Raw genomic sequence first — 15,154 nt, 5'->3', positions numbered from 1 at the left:
CAAGGTCCAACGTGGCTGACGCCTGAACAAATGCGCGTCAGCCACGTTGGACCTTGGACGTTGACCATTGAACTCATTTCACCCCCTAACCTGCCCGTCGCCAGTGATGACCCATTTTTCGGTGACTAGTTTTTCGAGGGCAAAGGGACCACGGGCGTGGAGTTTCTGGGTCGAAATACCGATTTCGGCACCCAGACCAAAACAACCTCCGTCCGTAAAACGGGTCGAGGCGTTGGCGTATACGGCCGCAGCGTCTACCTCGCTCAGGAAACGGTCAATCTGGACCTGATCGGTCGAGACAATGGCTTCGGAGTGTTTCGACGAATGCGCCTGAATGTGCGACAGCGCTTCGTTGAGCCCATCGACCACCTTCACGGCGCACTTGTAATCGAGAAATTCACGACCAAAATCGGCAGGCTGCGCGGCTTGCAGGGCAACGTACCCAGCCGCTTGCAGGATACCGAATGCCGTATCGTCGGCAAACACCTCGACGTTGTACTGCCTGAAATCGGGGAGCAGCCGGGGCAGAAAATCGGCCGCCACAGCCCGGTCGACCAACACGCAGTCGAGCGAGTTACACACTGAGGGGCGCGTCACCTTGGCGTTGACCACGATACGCGCCGCCTTGTCCAGATCGGCCGAGGCCTCTACGTAGGTGTGGCAGACGCCCGCCCCAGTCTCGATGGTCGGGATAAGCGAATTCTTCCGCACGTACTGAATCAATGACTCCGATCCGCGGGGAATGATGATATCGACGTACCTGACGGCCGTGAGCAGTTCATTGACGACAGCGCGGTCGGGCGGGAGCAGCGTCACGGCAGCACTGGGTACGTTGTTCTCGACAAGCACCTGATGAATCAGGCTGACCAACGCACGATTGGTATGGTCGGCCTCTTTGCCGCCTTTCAGCACACAGGCATTGCCCGACCGCAGGCAGAGCGAAGCGACATCGACCGTTACGTTGGGCCGCGATTCGTAGATAACGCCCACCACACCCAGCGGTACAGCCAGTTTTTTCAGCCGCAACCCCTGCTCGATTTCGCGCTCCAGCACCACCACACCCGCTGGGTCGGGCAGTACCGCTACCTGCCGCAGGCTGTCGGCCAGATCGGCTACGCGGCCTTCGGTGAGACGCAACCGATCTTTCTTCGGGTCGGTATCGGGCATCGCGTCCAGATCGAGCTGGTTTTGGGCCAGAATCTGCGGTGTAGCCGCCAGCAGCACATCGGCCAGCCGATTGAGCAAGGTCGTTTTCTGGTCGCTACTGAGCCGTCGCACGGCAGCCGCTGCCTGCTGAGCAGCCTGAAGAAGGGGCGTTATCGGTGTCATAATGGGCGCAAAGGTCGCGGTTTTTCTGTAGCTTACTAGCCCCACCACATTCTGATCTTCATGGCTTTAGACCAGCACGCTCATGATCGCTTCTTTAAGGAGGCATTTTCCCGCCCCGATGTCGTAGCCGATTTTATGCAGGCTTACTTACCAGCCACCTTTATCGCACAACTTCGCTTCGACACGCTGACCCGATTACATGAATCGCATGTTGGAGAAAATCTGTCCGAGCATTTCGTTGATATGCTATACGCCGCCGAATTCGGCAATCATTCGCTGACCATTGCTCTTCTGCTTGAACACAAGAGTTATGTTGAACCCTATCCTCATTTTCAATTAAATCAGTATCTACTCAACTACTGGCAAAGTCAGTTGCGGCAAAGTCAACCATTGCGCCCCGTAGTCACAATCGTTATTTATCACGGAGCGGGCAATTGGAAAAATCGCCCAATGCGTAGCTACTTTAATCGGTTACCTATCGAGTTGGTTAACTCTATCCCCGATTTTCACTATTATCTCATCGATCTGAACGAACGGAATGTCAGCCAGAAAATGGAGCTATTTCGATCGAATTATGCTAAACTGACCGCCGGGTTGCTAGCAACCATTCGGAACAAATTGCGGTTAGTAGCGATGCTGGAGTCACTTAGTACCGTGCTGGATGAACTGGCAGGCGACACCGCAGGTACTGAATTCATCGGAACCGGCCTACTGTATGTTTCATTACGTTCCGGTTTGAAGAAGTCGGAGATCATTGCTATTTTCCATAAAATTTCGCTCAAAAACAGGCAAAAGGTTATGAACGCATACGAAGAATGGGTTGAAGAAGGCGTCGAAAAAGCCACATTTCAACATCTCCGCTCTATGCTCCGGCTTGGCATCGACGAAAAGACCATTGCCGCCATTCTGGAATTACCCCTGAAAAAGGTCCGTGCCTACATCGCTCAAATTCAGGAGCAGTCGAAGTAGGTTAATTCTCAGCCAGATACTTGTGCACGAAGCTGACGGCCATTGCGCCTTCGCCCACGGCCGAGGCAACCCGGTTCATGGCGCCTGATCGCACGTCGCCCGCCGCAAAGATGCCCGCGCTACACGTTTCCAGTGAGAAGGGCTCGCGTTTCTGCTTCCAGATTTCTTTATAACGCGGGTTGTTAATCAGGTCGCGCCCCGTCTGAATGAAGCCCTTGTCGTCCCGGATGATATCCATCTCGATCCAGTCGGTCAGCGGTTTGGCCCCAATAAAGATGAACACCGCCCCCGCCTTCTCGTCGCGCTCGTCGTTTGTGTTTAAATCGCGAATCGTTACGGTTTCGAGCTTATCATGCCCTCTCCCCGCCACGATCTCGGTGCAGGGCAGCAGGTGGATATTGGGCGTGCGTTCGATCTGATCGATCAGGTATTGCGACATCGTCTCGGACAGGCTCGGGCGCCGGATGCAGATGTACACGTCGGAGGCCGTTCGCGATAGGTACATCGCCCCCTGACCCGCCGAGTTACCCCCGCCGACCACATACACGGGTTGTCCTTTGAAAGCATAGGCTTCGGTGGTGGCCGCGCCGTAATAAACGCCCGCACCGGTAAACTTGTCGAGGGTATCGTTTTCCAGCTTTCGGTACGAAACGCCCGTGCTCAACAGAATAGCCCGCGTCACGATCTCGCTACCGTCGACCATCTTGATGCGCTTGTACTGCCCCTCCGACAGAATCTCGTTGACCTCCTGCGGGGCCAGAAACTCCACTCCAAAGCGTTTGGCCTGTGTAATAGCGCGTTGCGTCAGTTCGGAGCCGCTGAGGCCATTAGGAAAACCAAGGTAATTTTCGATGCGCGACGACGTACCTGCCTGCCCACCCGGCGCACGTTTATCGACCAGGATCGTCCGTAATCCTTCCGACCCGCCGTATACCGCCGCCGCCAGCCCGGCCGGGCCCGCGCCAATGATGGCCAGGTCATACAGTTCACCAGCGGCTTTGGGCGTCAACCCCAGCTTTTCGCCGACCTCCTGTAACGTGGGTTGCGCCAGCACCTCGCCGTTTTCCAGTAAGACCAACGGTAAATCCGCGGTAGTCAGCCCGTGCGTTTCCAGCAGTTGCTTGGCCCGATCGTCCGATTCGACGTTCAGCCATTGATACGGAAACAGGTTACCGGCCAGAAAATCCTTCAGTTCGTGCGAGCGGGGCGAAAACTGATAGCCAACCAGCCGCAGCCCTTCGTAGTCAGGTACGTAGTTGACCCGCCAGTCGGCCAGTAGCCCGTCGAGCGTAGAGAACAGCTTTTCTTCGGGCGGATCCCAGGGTTTGTTGATGTAGTAATCGAGTTGCACCTCGTTGATAGCCCGAATCGCCGCTTCGGTGTCGGAATAGGCCGTCAATAAGGCTTTCTTGGCACTCGGAAAAATGGTGCGGGCTTCTTTCAGAAACTCAACGCCAAGCATTTCGGGCATCTTCTGATCCGACAGCAACAGCGCCACCGTATCCCCTTTTTTCTTCAGTTCCGTCAGCGATGCCAGCGCCTCTCGGGCCGACGCCGTCGTCAGGATGCGGTAGTCTTTGCGGTATCGGGCCCGCAAGTCACGCCGCAGGGCTTCGAGTACCTGTTCGTCATCGTCGATGGCAAGAATGATGGGTTGTTTCATGGATTGAACGGGCGCTATGCGTTAATAGGCAAACATACGGTGAAGGTCGTTTCGCCGGGTTTAGATTGAACGGTTATGCTGCCATTATGGTGGCGAATGACGCCCTGCACAATGTCGAGCCCAAGCCCGGTGCCCTTTCCTACGCTTTTCGTGGTAAAAAATGGATCGAATATTTTCCGCTGAATGGCTTCGGGAATGCCGCTGCCGTTGTCGGTGAAGGTCGTGTACAGGAATTGACCCCGTTCGATATGGCTGCCAATCGTGAGCGAGCCGTCTTTATCGGGCAGCGCATCGATGGCATTGTCAATAAGATTGGTCCAGACCTGATTCAGTTCGCCGGGCCAGGCCTGTACGGTAGGCATATCAGGCGGGAAATTGAGCGTTACGGCGATGTTTTTGGCCCGAAGCTTATGACCCAGCAGCGTCAGTGTGCTTTGTATACCCTCACCCACATGCACGGCCTCTTTGCCCCCACCCCGGTCCATATGGGTATACGATTTAATCGACGACACCAGCGCCGCCATACGTTTCGAAGCCTCGCCAATATCGACCACCAGTTTCTCGATAACCAGGTTATTGTTGACCCATAGCAGCACCCCAGCCAGATTGTTCTTGCCAATCCGGTCGAGAATAAAATCCAGATCGACCTCACTAAACCGAAACTCGGCCAGCGAAACCGCCAGATCGGCGGTTTCGGTATTATTGGTAAACACCTTCTGATCGTCGAGCCAGTCGGTCAGGTCATCTTCTAGACTGCTGCGTTCCAGCAGACTGAGCGGCCCCGTTTTATGATCGAGCTTTTCGAACAGCCATTCATTAACTGTGTCGGTCTGCTCGTCGGTCAGGTTCAGGTGCATGATCGCCTTGAAGTGCTCCGGCGTGGCGCGCATCTGATGCTTGAGGGCGTCGGCATTCCGCACGATGGCCGAAACGGGATTGTTCAGTTCATGGGCCAGCCCCGCTGACAAGCGCCCCAACGACGCCATTTTTTCTTCCTGCTGCGCCTGCTGCGTGAAGTTGCGCACGCGGTCGGTCATCTGCTGTACCAGGGCGGCCGTGAGTTCATAGCAACCGGTGGTCATATCGCGGAGGTGGTCGCGGTGCAGATTCAGCGTACGCACGGGTGTATCGGTTATAAGAGGCAGGTTGGCCTCGGTCATACGCGAATACGGCAACACCCCCAGGATGGCCGGCGCTCTGTATTCGAGTAGCGGTTCGCCCCCCGCTTCCACAATGCTGATGCTGCCGTCGAGCAACAGGCGCAGGTAATCGATGGGATCACCCGCTTTGTTGAGCATGTGCTTGGCTGGGTACGTTGCCTCCTCGGCATGATCGATAAACCAGCTTAGCTGTTCGTCGGGTACGTGTTCAAAGGACGGAAAGGCACGCAGGTCGGCGGGAGTGACCATACAGAGGTAGGTGGTTTAATTTTCCTGATAACCAAGAATTCAACGAAAGGGTTAGCCAATCGGCGCGGCCTTTTCTGTAAGCTGAACGATTGTTCGTAAAGGGTCATTAGGTAAGTAGTCATTACCCGTTTCTGTTATGCCTTCCCCGTTACGTGCCGACCTGTCTGATACCCTCCGCTTAAGCATCCCGATTATCATTGCGCAACTCAGCACCACCCTTATGGGCCTGACCGACAACCTGTTTGTGGGCCGGTTGCTGGGGGCTGTGCCGCTCGGGGCTGCTGGCTTGTCGATGTCGCTGTCCTTTCTGCTATCGAGCATTGGCATTGGGGGCCTCACGGTCATCGGGGCACTTATCTCACAAGCCAATGGCCGGTCCGACGCCGCCGAGGTGAACCGGCACTACCGGGCCGGGTTGCAGGTGGCGGTGTTGCTCAGCATCGGGTTGGGCCTGCTGGTCGCTCTGGCCGCCTGGCACATTGAGTGGTTTGGCCAAACCGCCGAAGTAAACGCCCTGGCGCAGCCGTTCATGCTCATTATCAGCGTGTCGACGCTGCCTTTGTTTGTCTTTATCGCCGCCCGGCAACTCTGCGACGGCCTGCGCTTTCCGCGCGTAGCCATGACGATCACGGTTGCCGCATTGGGCCTCAACGCCTTACTCAACTACGTATTGATTCTGGGCATCGGGCCGCTACCAGCCATGGGCGTGCAGGGCTCGGCGACGGCTACGCTGTTGTCGAGGGTGTTTATGGCCGTAGCGATGTTAGTCTACATTCACCGGTCGCGTCAGTTCAAGCCTTTCTTCGACCCTAACGTGGCGGTTCAACCGGCGATCGATTCCGTCCGTCAGATACTACGCCTCGGGCTGCCCAGCGGCCTCACGTTTTTCTTCGAAATTGCCCTGTTCAGCGTGGCGATGATTATCGTAGGCTGGCTGGGTGCCGACCGGCTGGCCGCGCATCAGATTGCCATCAGTATGGCGTCGAGTACCTACATGATGGCTACGGGCATCTCGTCGGCGGGGGCGATCCGGGTGGGCAGCGCCTACGGGCGAGGCGATCGGCCGGGCATTCGTCGGGCAGGCGTGGCCGCGTTTGCGCTGTCGGCAGTGCTGATGGGCGCTTCAGGGCTGGTTTTCTGGTTCTTCAACGATACGCTCGTCGGTCTGTACATTAGCGATACGCCGGGGCAACCTACAGACAGCGTAGCGCAGATCGCGTCGTCGCTGGTGCTAATGGCTGCCATTTTCCAGCTTTCCGACGGCCTTCAGGTCGTGGGCATTGGCGTATTGCGCGGCCTTTCCGACGTGAACGTACCTACGCTGATCACCCTCTTTTCCTACTGGCTCGTGGCTTTGCCCACCAGTTACATTATGGGCTTTGTACTGGGCTACGACGCGCAGGGCGTATGGGCGGGGTTGCTGGTGGGGCTAACCGTAGCCGCTATCTTACTCACTGTCCGGTTCTTCCGCCTGGCACCCCCGGCTACCAACTAACAGGTTTGTAACCATTTATTTCGTACTTTCACATGACAATTACTCAATAAACCGCTTCTGAGTAATCTTTACATGCAACCTGAAAGCCCGATTTTGAGGCCACCGTCACTCCGCACTGACCTGATCGACACTCTCCGGTTGAGCATTCCCATCATTATTGCTCAGCTGAGCAATATGTTGATGAGCGTTACCGATAACCTGTTCATCGGCCGGCTGCTGGGGGCGGTACCGTTGGGCGCGGCGGGCTTGTCGGCATCGCTGTCGTTGCTGCTGTCGAGTATTGGTATTGGCGCACTGTCGGTGGTGAGTGCGTTGGTCTCGCAGGCCCACGGGCGCGCCGACGCCGCCGACATCAATCGCCAATACCGGGCTGGGCTTCGGGTAGCGATGTTGCTGGGAGTGGTCTTTGGGGGGGTAGTCGCGGTTGCGGCACTAGGCATCGAGTGGTTTGGTCAAACCGCCGAAGTAAACGTCCTGGCCCGCCCGTTCATGCTCATTATGAGTGCGTCTAACGTACCCCTATTTGTGTTCATTGCCGCCCGGCAGCTATCCGATGGTCTGAGTTATCCCCGCATCGCCATGGTGATCACAGTCGCCGCGCTGGCCGTAAACGCCTTGTTTAATTACCTGCTCATCCTGGGCATTGGACCTTTTCCAGCCATGGGTGTGCAGGGTTCGGCGATGGCGACGCTGCTGTCGCGGGTGTTCATGGCCCTAGCGATGCTGTTCTACATTCACCGGTCCGCGCCGTTTCGACCCTACTTTAAGCCAGCTTTTAATCAGCAACCGATTCTGGCCGACATGCGCCAGATACTACGCCTCGGTCTGCCGAGTGGACTGACTTTCTTCTTCAAGATTGCCCTGTTCAGCGTCGCCATAATTCTTGTAGGCTGGCTCGGCACCGACCGCCTGGCTGCTCATCAGGTCGCCATCAATCTGGTGTCGAGCACCTACATGATGTCGATGGGTATCTCATCGGCCGTTGCCATTCGAGTGGGCAACGCCTACGGTCGGGGTGACCTGATGGGTATTCGGCAGGCAGGATTGGCGGCGTTTGCCCTCTCGGCGTTACTGATGGGCACAACAGCCCTCATTTTTATGCTGTTCAACGAAACGCTGGTTGGCTTTTACCTGACCGATGCCCCCGAGGTTACCCGTCTGGCCGCCATGCTGGTATTCATGGCTGCCTTCTTTCAGTTGGCCGATGGGTTTCAGGTTGTCGGCATCGGCATGTTACGCGGCCTCTCCGATGTGAACGTACCCACGCTCATTACGCTCTTTTCGTATTGGCTTGTGGCGCTGCCCACCAGTTACGTGCTTGGGTTCGTGCTCAATTACGATATACTCGGCGTTTGGGTTGGGTTGCTGGTAGGCCTTAGCGTGGCGGCCATCCTGCTGACTTCCCGTTTCTTCAGCCTGGCCGAGTGATTTCAGTTAGTCGCTCCGCAGCCGTTCCAGCAGTTGCTCGCGGGTAGGGCGCTGCCTGGCTACATCATAACGCAGTCCCATCAGATCGAGCGCATCCACGAAAGCGGCGTAGTCATCTACCGTAAACAGGCAAAGGTTGTAATGGGGTTCGTTGAAAGGCTCCACCTCCGTAAGGGTAGCCTGTTTCTGTAAAGCCCGGTAAGGCTCCGGTTTTAGATCGTCCTGTTTCAGAATGAAGTACCACATGGAAAAATTATGAAAAATGAATCATGAAATGGATTGGCGTTACCTGGATAACGTACCTGAGCTAGCAGCACTTTTTCATATCCCATAATTCATATTTCAGCATTCTGTTTTCAGTTCCTCTCTTAAGACGCAGCGTTCGCCAGCTAGCTTGGTCATGTTTTCTTTGAGAAGCATATGGTTGCGGGCATTGTCGAAATGCTCGCTGTACGTGGCCCGCAGTTCTTTGCGTTTCATCGCCTCTAAAAAACGGCGAACATCGTCGGGCGCTTCCAGCAGCAGGGGTGGTACCTCGGTCGGTTTGCCGGTTTCATCTTTCGCGACCATCGTAAAATACGACGTGTTCGTGTGTTTCACCAGACCCGTTTTAACGTTCTCGGCAATGACTTTGATGCCAATAACCAGCGATGTACGCCCCACATAATTGACCGATGCCATAAGTGACACCAATTCCCCCACCTCGACCGGCTGCCGAAAATTGACACCATCGACTGACACCGTTACGCAGTATTCACCGGCATGTTTGGCCGCACAAGCATAGGCCACCTTGTCCATCAGCGACAGCAGCGTGCCGCCGTGAATCTTACCGCCAAAATTGGCGTAGGCTGGAATCATCAATTCGGTTAGGGTAGTGCGTGAGTAACTCACGGGGCGGGCAGCATCAGACGTGTTCATGGTACAAAAATGGGTAAAACCCGCCGCTCCCTGTTTTTTCAGACTTAGGATTGGAAGTCTAATAGCCAGAAAACCCCACCCACGCACACCATGCAGCCCGTACCTATCAAAACCACTGTCGTTGGCTCGCTGCCCTTTCCGGGCTGGCTCGAGCATGCCTCGCAAAACCTCAACGCGTTTGGCCCGGCCGACATCCATGAACTGATCGAAGACGCCGTCATCACGGCTATTCACGACCAAACCACCGCCGGGCTCGATGTCATTACCGATGGCGAACAAACCCGCTTCGATTTTAATCTGTCGTTTTACGGCTACATCAAAGGCATTCAGAACAACGACGAGGAACTGCGCCGATTTGGGCCGCCCGCTCACGATCAGCGCGGTAAGCACACCATTACCGAACCGCTGACGGCTCCGCGTGGCCTCGGTGTGGTGGAGGAATACCAGCGACTCAAACGCCTCGCGCCGGCCGGTCAGCGCCTGAAGATGTCGATTCCGGGGCCATATACCCTAAGTGGGCGCCTGCTGCCTGGCGCCGTATACAAAGACCGCTGGGAGATTACGGAAGCCCTGTTACCCATCGTACGAAAGGAAATCGACGATTTGGTTGCGCTGGGGGTTGAAGAAATCTGCGTCGATGAACCATCGATGAGTTGTTATGCGTACCGCGAAGACACCAAACGCTTTGTCGATATTTTCAACCGGACCGTGGCACCGGGCGTCGGCAAGACGCGCCTATCCATGCACCTCTGTTTTGGCAATTACAAAGGCCGATCGGTGGGTAAAAAAACCATCGCACCCATGCTCCCCGATTTCCTGGATATGACCGTCGATGAACTGCATTCAGAAATGACAATTCTGAATTTTTCAGAAGTCAATTTGTTGACGCGATTTGCCGAAAAATTCGATGTGGCCGTGGGTGTTATCGACGTAAAAAGTTATTACATCGAGACCCCGCAGGACGTCGCTGAGCGTATTCATAAATGCCTGCCCTACGTACCTGCCGAAAAACTCGCCATCGCTCCTGATTGTGGCATGAGCCAAACCGCCCGCTGGGCCACCAAACAGAAACTCACTAATATGGTGGCAGGAGCGAAATTGGTCCGACAAGAATTAGGGCTAGTATAGGCTACAATAGCAGGTACGTTGGCTATTGATTTATGAAACGTACCTGCTATTGCCTCAGATTGGCTGTATGTAGTTTTCACGGTCAAACTTACTGACCCACAGACCAATAGACACCAGTACGCACTGAATAACGCTTAGAAACTGACTCATATTCCAGAATAAATCAAATGTCTGATCAGACGTAATTGTTGGGTCGAGGAGGTAATCAGTAAATAGCGACGTCATGAACGTACCCATACCGTAGATCAGGAAGCCGGCGCTTACCCAAAACATAGCATGATTAACGATCCGTAGGACGCGGTTTTCAGCCAGTATCTTATTGAAATAAGCAATAGCAAAAAAGATGATAAGCGCCCGAAAGAGCGATGCATTTATAAAACTATACTGACTATATATATACGTGATAATAGTAATAAAGACAGTAATTAAGGCTAACGATATACCTACCTGTCGAGCCACATAACGCTGCTTTAGGGCCAGATAGAATAGTTCGGCAACGATAAGTGTATCTATCGCCAACAATCCTTTTTGCAGGCTAATTGTACTTTTTTTGTGTAGTACATAATACAGCAGAACGCTTTCTTCTAAAAATCGGATAAAAAAATAAAGGCCGACACAAAGCAATATTTTATCTAAAAACTCCCGCCTGATTACACAGAATAATACAGGCAGGAGTAGAAAAAAATGGCTTATAAAGTCAAAAGGGTATTTGTCGATTTGGCTTAATAACCGGTCTAGCATGTTCAACTATGGGGCGCAGTGCCGCGGACAGGTGTGGCCGTCGCCTAGGGCGTCGCCATCGCCATCGCCTTTCAGGCCGGTTTTGTCATCGAAAATATCTGTACCATCAGCGCGTACGCCAACAATAACGAGACGCGATTTCAATTCGCCTTTACCTTCATCGACGGGGTTCTCGTCTTTATCCTCGTAGCGCTTACCGTAGTAGATCCGGATACCCACGCAGTCTTTCCGGCCCAGCAGGCTATTGATCCGATTAATGCCGAAAAACTCCCCGCGTGTGTAAGTATCGGGGGCACAATTCTGATCCTGCTCTTTGTGCTTTTTGTAACGGATAGTACGCTCTATAGCGTCTTTGCCAGTCAGAAACTGACCGACATCGCCATGAAATTTATCACGCTTGGGCATTGAGTTGATTGGTTTAAGATTCCATAGGCAAGCTACCAAAACGCTTTCAGCTATCCACACGTCCCGATTTTGGATTGAGTTAGCGGCAGTTTTATTGCGAATGAACCAGCCGGTTACGTAGAACTACGCATTCGAATACGGGTTTCTGCCTGTTGTTTACTAATGCAAAAAAAAGGGTAATAATGCGCTTACGAGCCGCAGCCGATCCATCTACCTTTGTACATATCAAGCGGCAGTTTTCTTTCCGACCGCATCCATACCAGCGACACTTTCCAATTGTATAAGTTTTCTCATCTCATAGGTTAGGTAAAAAAAAGCCGGAGCTCTGCCCCGGCTTTTTTTATGCCCATTCGGAAGACTATCTCCCTAGATAGATAATAAATATTGGCCATATCCGCTCTTAACCAACGGCTTAGCAATCTCGACTAGCTGTTCTTTACTGATAAATTTCATCCGGTAGGCGATCTCTTCGATACAGCCGATTTTCAGGCCCTGCCGCTCTTCGATGACCTGCACAAACTGCCCGGCCTGCATCAGCGACATGAACGTACCTGTATCGAGCCAGGCGGTACCCCGGTCAAGCACCCCTACTTTCAGTTTGCCGCGTTCCAGATACACCCGGTTGATGTCGGTGATTTCCAACTCACCGCGCGGCGACGGTTTGATGTTGCGGGCAATCTCAACCACATCATTGTCGTAGAAATAAAGGCCCGGCACCGCGTAGTTCGACTTGGGCTGCTCCGGCTTCTCTTCGATCGACAGTACGTTGAAGGCCTCATCGAATTCAACCACACCGTACCGCTCAGGGTCATGTACCTGATAGGCATACACCACGCCACCATCGGGGTCGTTGTTGGCTTGCAGCAGTTTCGACAGACCCGATCCGTAGAAGATGTTATCGCCCAACACCAGTGCGACCTTATCATCGCCAATGAAATCGGCACCGATGATAAAGGCCTGCGCCAGCCCGTCGGGGCTTGGCTGCACGGCGTAGCTGAACGAACACCCAATGCGCGAGCCATCGCCGAGCAATTTCTCGAAGTGCGGCAGATCGTGCGGGGTCGAGATGATCAGAATGTCTTTAATGCCCGCCAGCATCAGAATCGACAGCGGATAATAAATCATCGGCTTGTCGTAGATGGGCATTAACTGTTTCGAAACGGCCAGTGTGAGTGGGTGGAGCCGGGTGCCTGAGCCCCCCGCGAGGATGATTCCTTTCATTGCTCAATGAGCGAATGAGTGAATGAGCGAATGAGTGAATAGACGCGCCAGCTAATGTACCTGAGCAGGGCCTATTCACTCATTCGCTCATTCACTCATTCACAATTATCTGTTTGCGTACATGTCTTTGTAATAACCCTGATAAGCGCCCGACGTAACGTTGTCGAGCCAGTCCTGATTGGCCAGGAACCAGTCGACGGTTTTTTCGAGACCTTCTTCAAACTGAAGCGAGGGCTTCCAGCCCAGTTCGTTCATGATCTTGCTGGCGTCGATGGCGTAGCGCAGATCATGCCCGGCGCGGTCGGTTACGTAGGTGATCAGTTTCGCCGACGTACCTGCCTCGCGACCCAGCTTACGGTCCATGATGCCGCACAGCAGATTAACCAGATCGATGTTCTTCCACTCGTTGAAACCGCCGATGTTGTAGGTCTCGCCCAACGTACCTGTATGGTAGATGGTATCGATAGCGCGGGCGTGATCGACCACGAAGAGCCAGTCGCGCACGTTCTCGCCTTTGCCATACACGGGCAGCGGCTTGTTCTGCTGAATGTTATGAATCATCAGCGGAATCAGCTTTTCGGGGAAGTGATTCGGGCCGTAGTTGTTCGAGCAGTTGCTAAGCACTACGGGCATTTTGTACGTGTTTCCGTAAGCCCGAACAAAATGGTCCGACGCCGCTTTCGACGCCGAGTAGGGCGATTGGGGGTCGTAGGGCGTGGTTTCGAGGAAAAACTCGTCGGGGTTATGCAGCGAACCATACACTTCGTCGGTCGAGACATGGTAGAAGCGCTTCCCCTCAAAGGCGGGCGCGCCCCCGGCCGACTCCGACGCTTTCCAGCAGTTTTTAGCGGCGTTGAGCAGGTTTACGGTACCCACCACGTTGGTCATCACGAACGACATCGGATCGGTGATTGAGCGATCGACGTGCGACTCGGCCGCGAGGTGAATTACACCCTCGGGTTGTAATTCAGTGAACATTCCCTCCAGAAACGACGCGTCGGTAATGTCGCCGCGCACAAACGTATAGTTGGGGGCGTTTTCGATGTCGCGCAGGTTGGCGAGGTTACCCGCGTAGGTCAGCGCATCGAGGTTAACAATGCGGTATTCGGGGTATTTGGTAACGAATAGCCGCACCACGTGCGACCCAATAAATCCGGCCCCGCCGGTAATGACTATCGTTTTCATAAGAGCAAGTTTGACGTCTGGCGTTTAAGGTTTGATGTGGGCTGACCCGCAGGCGTTGCTGGCCAGCCAACGTCAAACATTAGACGACAAACTCATCAACTAATTTTTTGCTGCCAGCGCCAGGCATCGGCCAGGGCATCGGCAAGTGAGCGTTTGGTTTGGAAGTGCAAGCCTTGTGCCGACTTTGTTACGTCGGCATAAATTTGTTCAACATCACCGGGACGACGTGGACCCAGTGTGTAGGTCAAATCGATACCGGTTACGTCCTTGAACGTATTGATAAGCTCCAGCACAGAAGCGCCCCGACCCGTACCAATGTTATAAACATCGTAAAACGAATCAGTATCGGCGGCGGCCAGTACCTGTAGGGCACTCACGTGCGCTTCGGCCAGATCCATCACGTGGATATAATCACGAATAGCCGTGCCGTCGGGCGTGTTGTAATCGTTGCCGTGTACGGTCAGGCTCGCGCGCTTACCCGCGGCTACCTGTAGCAGATAAGGTACGAGGTTGGCCGGCACACCGCGCGGCAATTCGCCGATCAGCGCCGACGGGTGCGCGCCGATCGGGTTGAAATACCGCAATGAGATTGCTCGCACGGGCAAGTTGGCCCGGATAGCATCGCGAATGATGTCTTCCCCGATGGCTTTGGTGTTACCATAGGGTGATTGGGCCGGCAGGCGAGGCGTGCTTTCCGTAACGGGCAGCTTCTCGGGTTGGCCGTATACCGTGCACGACGACGAGAAAACCAGGTTCTTCACCCCAAACTGCGGCATCAGCTCGAGCAGCAGCAGCAGCGAATCGAGGTTGTTCCGGTAATATTTAATGGGTTGTTCAACCGACTCACCAACGGCTTTGAACGCCGCAAAGTGGATAACCCCGGCAATGGGCCCGCTAGCGAATACCTCAGCCATGGCGGCACGGTCGTTGCAATCGATCGTAAATGAGGTTACATCCCGGCCAAGGATCGTTTTCAACCCGTCGAGTACACGAGGTTCCGAATTGGAATAATCGTCGACAATGACCGGCTCAAAACCGGCTTCGATCAAAGCGACAACCGTATGTGAGCCAATAAAACCGGCCCCGCCGGTAACCACTATTTTTTGGGGTGTTGCTGCGCTGAGTTCCAAATCGTTTTTTGTAATTTTCTGTTGTTACTTGCAGAGAGTACCCCGCCAAAAAACCGGGCAAAGCTAACCATAAGCCCGCGAATTGGACAAATCTTATTTACGCTGAGGCACGCCTACCGATAAGGTGGCCCAT

The 15,154-nt window shown here is 54.2% G+C and carries 14 protein-coding genes; 4 read left to right on the top strand and 10 right to left on the bottom strand.

Features of this window, described 5'->3' with window-relative positions:
- Positions 1-78: 78 nt before the first annotated feature.
- A complete protein-coding gene (locus ACAW74_RS22015; protein ID WP_370700389.1) occupies positions 79-1,329 on the bottom strand; it encodes a glutamate-5-semialdehyde dehydrogenase in 1,251 nt (416 codons plus the stop codon).
- Positions 1,330-1,389: 60 nt separating this feature from the next.
- On the opposite strand from ACAW74_RS22015, the gene ACAW74_RS22010 reads away from it, so the two are divergent.
- Entirely contained in the window at positions 1,390-2,298 is a 909-nt protein-coding gene (locus ACAW74_RS22010) for an Rpn family recombination-promoting nuclease/putative transposase (protein WP_370700388.1), read from the top strand.
- Position 2,299: 1 nt separating this feature from the next.
- Here ACAW74_RS22010 and ACAW74_RS22005 read toward each other — a convergent pair whose 3' ends face one another.
- The gene (locus tag ACAW74_RS22005) at positions 2,300-3,961 is read right to left on the bottom strand and encodes an NAD(P)/FAD-dependent oxidoreductase (protein WP_370700387.1); all 1,662 of its coding nucleotides are present in this window, start codon (positions 3,959-3,961) and stop codon (positions 2,300-2,302) included.
- Between the two features lie 14 nt (positions 3,962-3,975).
- On the bottom strand, positions 3,976-5,370 hold the full coding sequence (locus tag ACAW74_RS22000) for a sensor histidine kinase (RefSeq protein ID WP_370700386.1): 1,395 nt from the start codon (positions 5,368-5,370) through the stop codon (positions 3,976-3,978).
- 136 nt (positions 5,371-5,506) lie between these two features.
- Here ACAW74_RS22000 and ACAW74_RS21995 point away from each other — a divergent pair, with 136 nt between their 5' ends.
- Both ACAW74_RS21995 and ACAW74_RS21990 read left to right on the top strand, forming a co-directional pair.
- A complete protein-coding gene (locus ACAW74_RS21995) occupies positions 5,507-6,865 on the top strand; it encodes an MATE family efflux transporter (RefSeq protein ID WP_370700385.1) in 1,359 nt (452 codons plus the stop codon).
- 72 nt (positions 6,866-6,937) lie between these two features.
- On the top strand, positions 6,938-8,293 hold the full coding sequence (locus ACAW74_RS21990; protein ID WP_370700384.1) for an MATE family efflux transporter: 1,356 nt from the start codon (positions 6,938-6,940) through the stop codon (positions 8,291-8,293).
- Positions 8,294-8,299: 6 nt separating this feature from the next.
- On the opposite strand, the gene ACAW74_RS21985 is transcribed toward ACAW74_RS21990, so the two are convergent.
- Positions 8,300-8,539 (bottom strand): hypothetical protein, encoded by a 240-nt coding sequence (locus tag ACAW74_RS21985; RefSeq protein WP_370700383.1) that lies wholly within the window; start codon positions 8,537-8,539, stop codon positions 8,300-8,302.
- A gap of 96 nt (positions 8,540-8,635) precedes the next feature.
- Positions 8,636-9,211 (bottom strand): acyl-CoA thioesterase, encoded by a 576-nt coding sequence (locus ACAW74_RS21980; protein ID WP_370700382.1) that lies wholly within the window; start codon positions 9,209-9,211, stop codon positions 8,636-8,638.
- A 90-nt stretch (positions 9,212-9,301) separates the two neighbouring features.
- Between ACAW74_RS21980 and ACAW74_RS21975 the strand changes: the two genes are divergently transcribed.
- Positions 9,302-10,339, top strand: coding sequence for a methionine synthase (locus tag ACAW74_RS21975; protein ID WP_370700381.1), 1,038 nt, complete (start codon positions 9,302-9,304; stop codon positions 10,337-10,339).
- Between the two features lie 54 nt (positions 10,340-10,393).
- Here the strand turns inward: ACAW74_RS21975 and ACAW74_RS21970 are convergent, their stop codons facing one another.
- The 5 genes from ACAW74_RS21970 to galE form a co-directional block, all read right to left on the bottom strand.
- Positions 10,394-11,080, bottom strand: a complete 687-nt coding sequence (locus ACAW74_RS21970) for a hypothetical protein (protein WP_370700380.1) — start codon at positions 11,078-11,080, stop codon at positions 10,394-10,396.
- A 6-nt stretch (positions 11,081-11,086) separates the two neighbouring features.
- Positions 11,087-11,485: a hypothetical protein gene (locus ACAW74_RS21965; RefSeq protein ID WP_370700379.1), complete on the bottom strand. Its 399-nt coding sequence runs from the start codon at positions 11,483-11,485 to the stop codon at positions 11,087-11,089.
- Between the two features lie 366 nt (positions 11,486-11,851).
- On the bottom strand, positions 11,852-12,706 hold the full coding sequence (gene rfbA / locus ACAW74_RS21960; protein WP_370700378.1) for a glucose-1-phosphate thymidylyltransferase RfbA: 855 nt from the start codon (positions 12,704-12,706) through the stop codon (positions 11,852-11,854).
- Positions 12,707-12,811: 105 nt separating this feature from the next.
- Positions 12,812-13,891, bottom strand: coding sequence for a dTDP-glucose 4,6-dehydratase (gene rfbB, locus ACAW74_RS21955; RefSeq protein ID WP_370700377.1), 1,080 nt, complete (start codon positions 13,889-13,891; stop codon positions 12,812-12,814).
- A 95-nt stretch (positions 13,892-13,986) separates the two neighbouring features.
- The gene (galE, locus tag ACAW74_RS21950; RefSeq protein WP_370700376.1) at positions 13,987-15,021 is read right to left on the bottom strand and encodes a UDP-glucose 4-epimerase GalE; all 1,035 of its coding nucleotides are present in this window, start codon (positions 15,019-15,021) and stop codon (positions 13,987-13,989) included.
- Between the last annotated feature and the right edge of the window lie 133 nt (positions 15,022-15,154).

The sequence above is a fragment of the Fibrella musci genome (genome assembly GCF_041321105.1).
Classification (GTDB): domain Bacteria; phylum Bacteroidota; class Bacteroidia; order Cytophagales; family Spirosomataceae; genus Fibrella; species Fibrella musci.
Note: the sequence above shows the minus strand (reverse complement) of the source record. Positions and strands in the feature narration are given on the sequence as shown.

What these genes read in the sequence shown, in the direction of transcription:
- ACAW74_RS22015 (WP_370700389.1), bottom strand. Translation starts at nt 1,329, where the DNA reads ATGACACCGATAACGCCCCTTCTTCAGGCTGCTCAGCAGGCAGCGGCT.
- ACAW74_RS22010 (WP_370700388.1), top strand. Translation starts at nt 1,390, where the DNA reads ATGGCTTTAGACCAGCACGCTCATGATCGCTTCTTTAAGGAGGCATTT.
- ACAW74_RS22005 (WP_370700387.1), bottom strand. Translation starts at nt 3,961, where the DNA reads ATGAAACAACCCATCATTCTTGCCATCGACGATGACGAACAGGTACTC.
- ACAW74_RS22000 (WP_370700386.1), bottom strand. Translation starts at nt 5,370, where the DNA reads ATGGTCACTCCCGCCGACCTGCGTGCCTTTCCGTCCTTTGAACACGTA.
- ACAW74_RS21995 (WP_370700385.1), top strand. Translation starts at nt 5,507, where the DNA reads ATGCCTTCCCCGTTACGTGCCGACCTGTCTGATACCCTCCGCTTAAGC.
- ACAW74_RS21990 (WP_370700384.1), top strand. Translation starts at nt 6,938, where the DNA reads ATGCAACCTGAAAGCCCGATTTTGAGGCCACCGTCACTCCGCACTGAC.
- ACAW74_RS21985 (WP_370700383.1), bottom strand. Translation starts at nt 8,539, where the DNA reads ATGTGGTACTTCATTCTGAAACAGGACGATCTAAAACCGGAGCCTTAC.
- ACAW74_RS21980 (WP_370700382.1), bottom strand. Translation starts at nt 9,211, where the DNA reads ATGAACACGTCTGATGCTGCCCGCCCCGTGAGTTACTCACGCACTACC.
- ACAW74_RS21975 (WP_370700381.1), top strand. Translation starts at nt 9,302, where the DNA reads ATGCAGCCCGTACCTATCAAAACCACTGTCGTTGGCTCGCTGCCCTTT.
- ACAW74_RS21970 (WP_370700380.1), bottom strand. Translation starts at nt 11,080, where the DNA reads ATGCTAGACCGGTTATTAAGCCAAATCGACAAATACCCTTTTGACTTT.
- ACAW74_RS21965 (WP_370700379.1), bottom strand. Translation starts at nt 11,485, where the DNA reads ATGCCCAAGCGTGATAAATTTCATGGCGATGTCGGTCAGTTTCTGACT.
- rfbA (WP_370700378.1), bottom strand. Translation starts at nt 12,706, where the DNA reads ATGAAAGGAATCATCCTCGCGGGGGGCTCAGGCACCCGGCTCCACCCA.
- rfbB (WP_370700377.1), bottom strand. Translation starts at nt 13,891, where the DNA reads ATGAAAACGATAGTCATTACCGGCGGGGCCGGATTTATTGGGTCGCAC.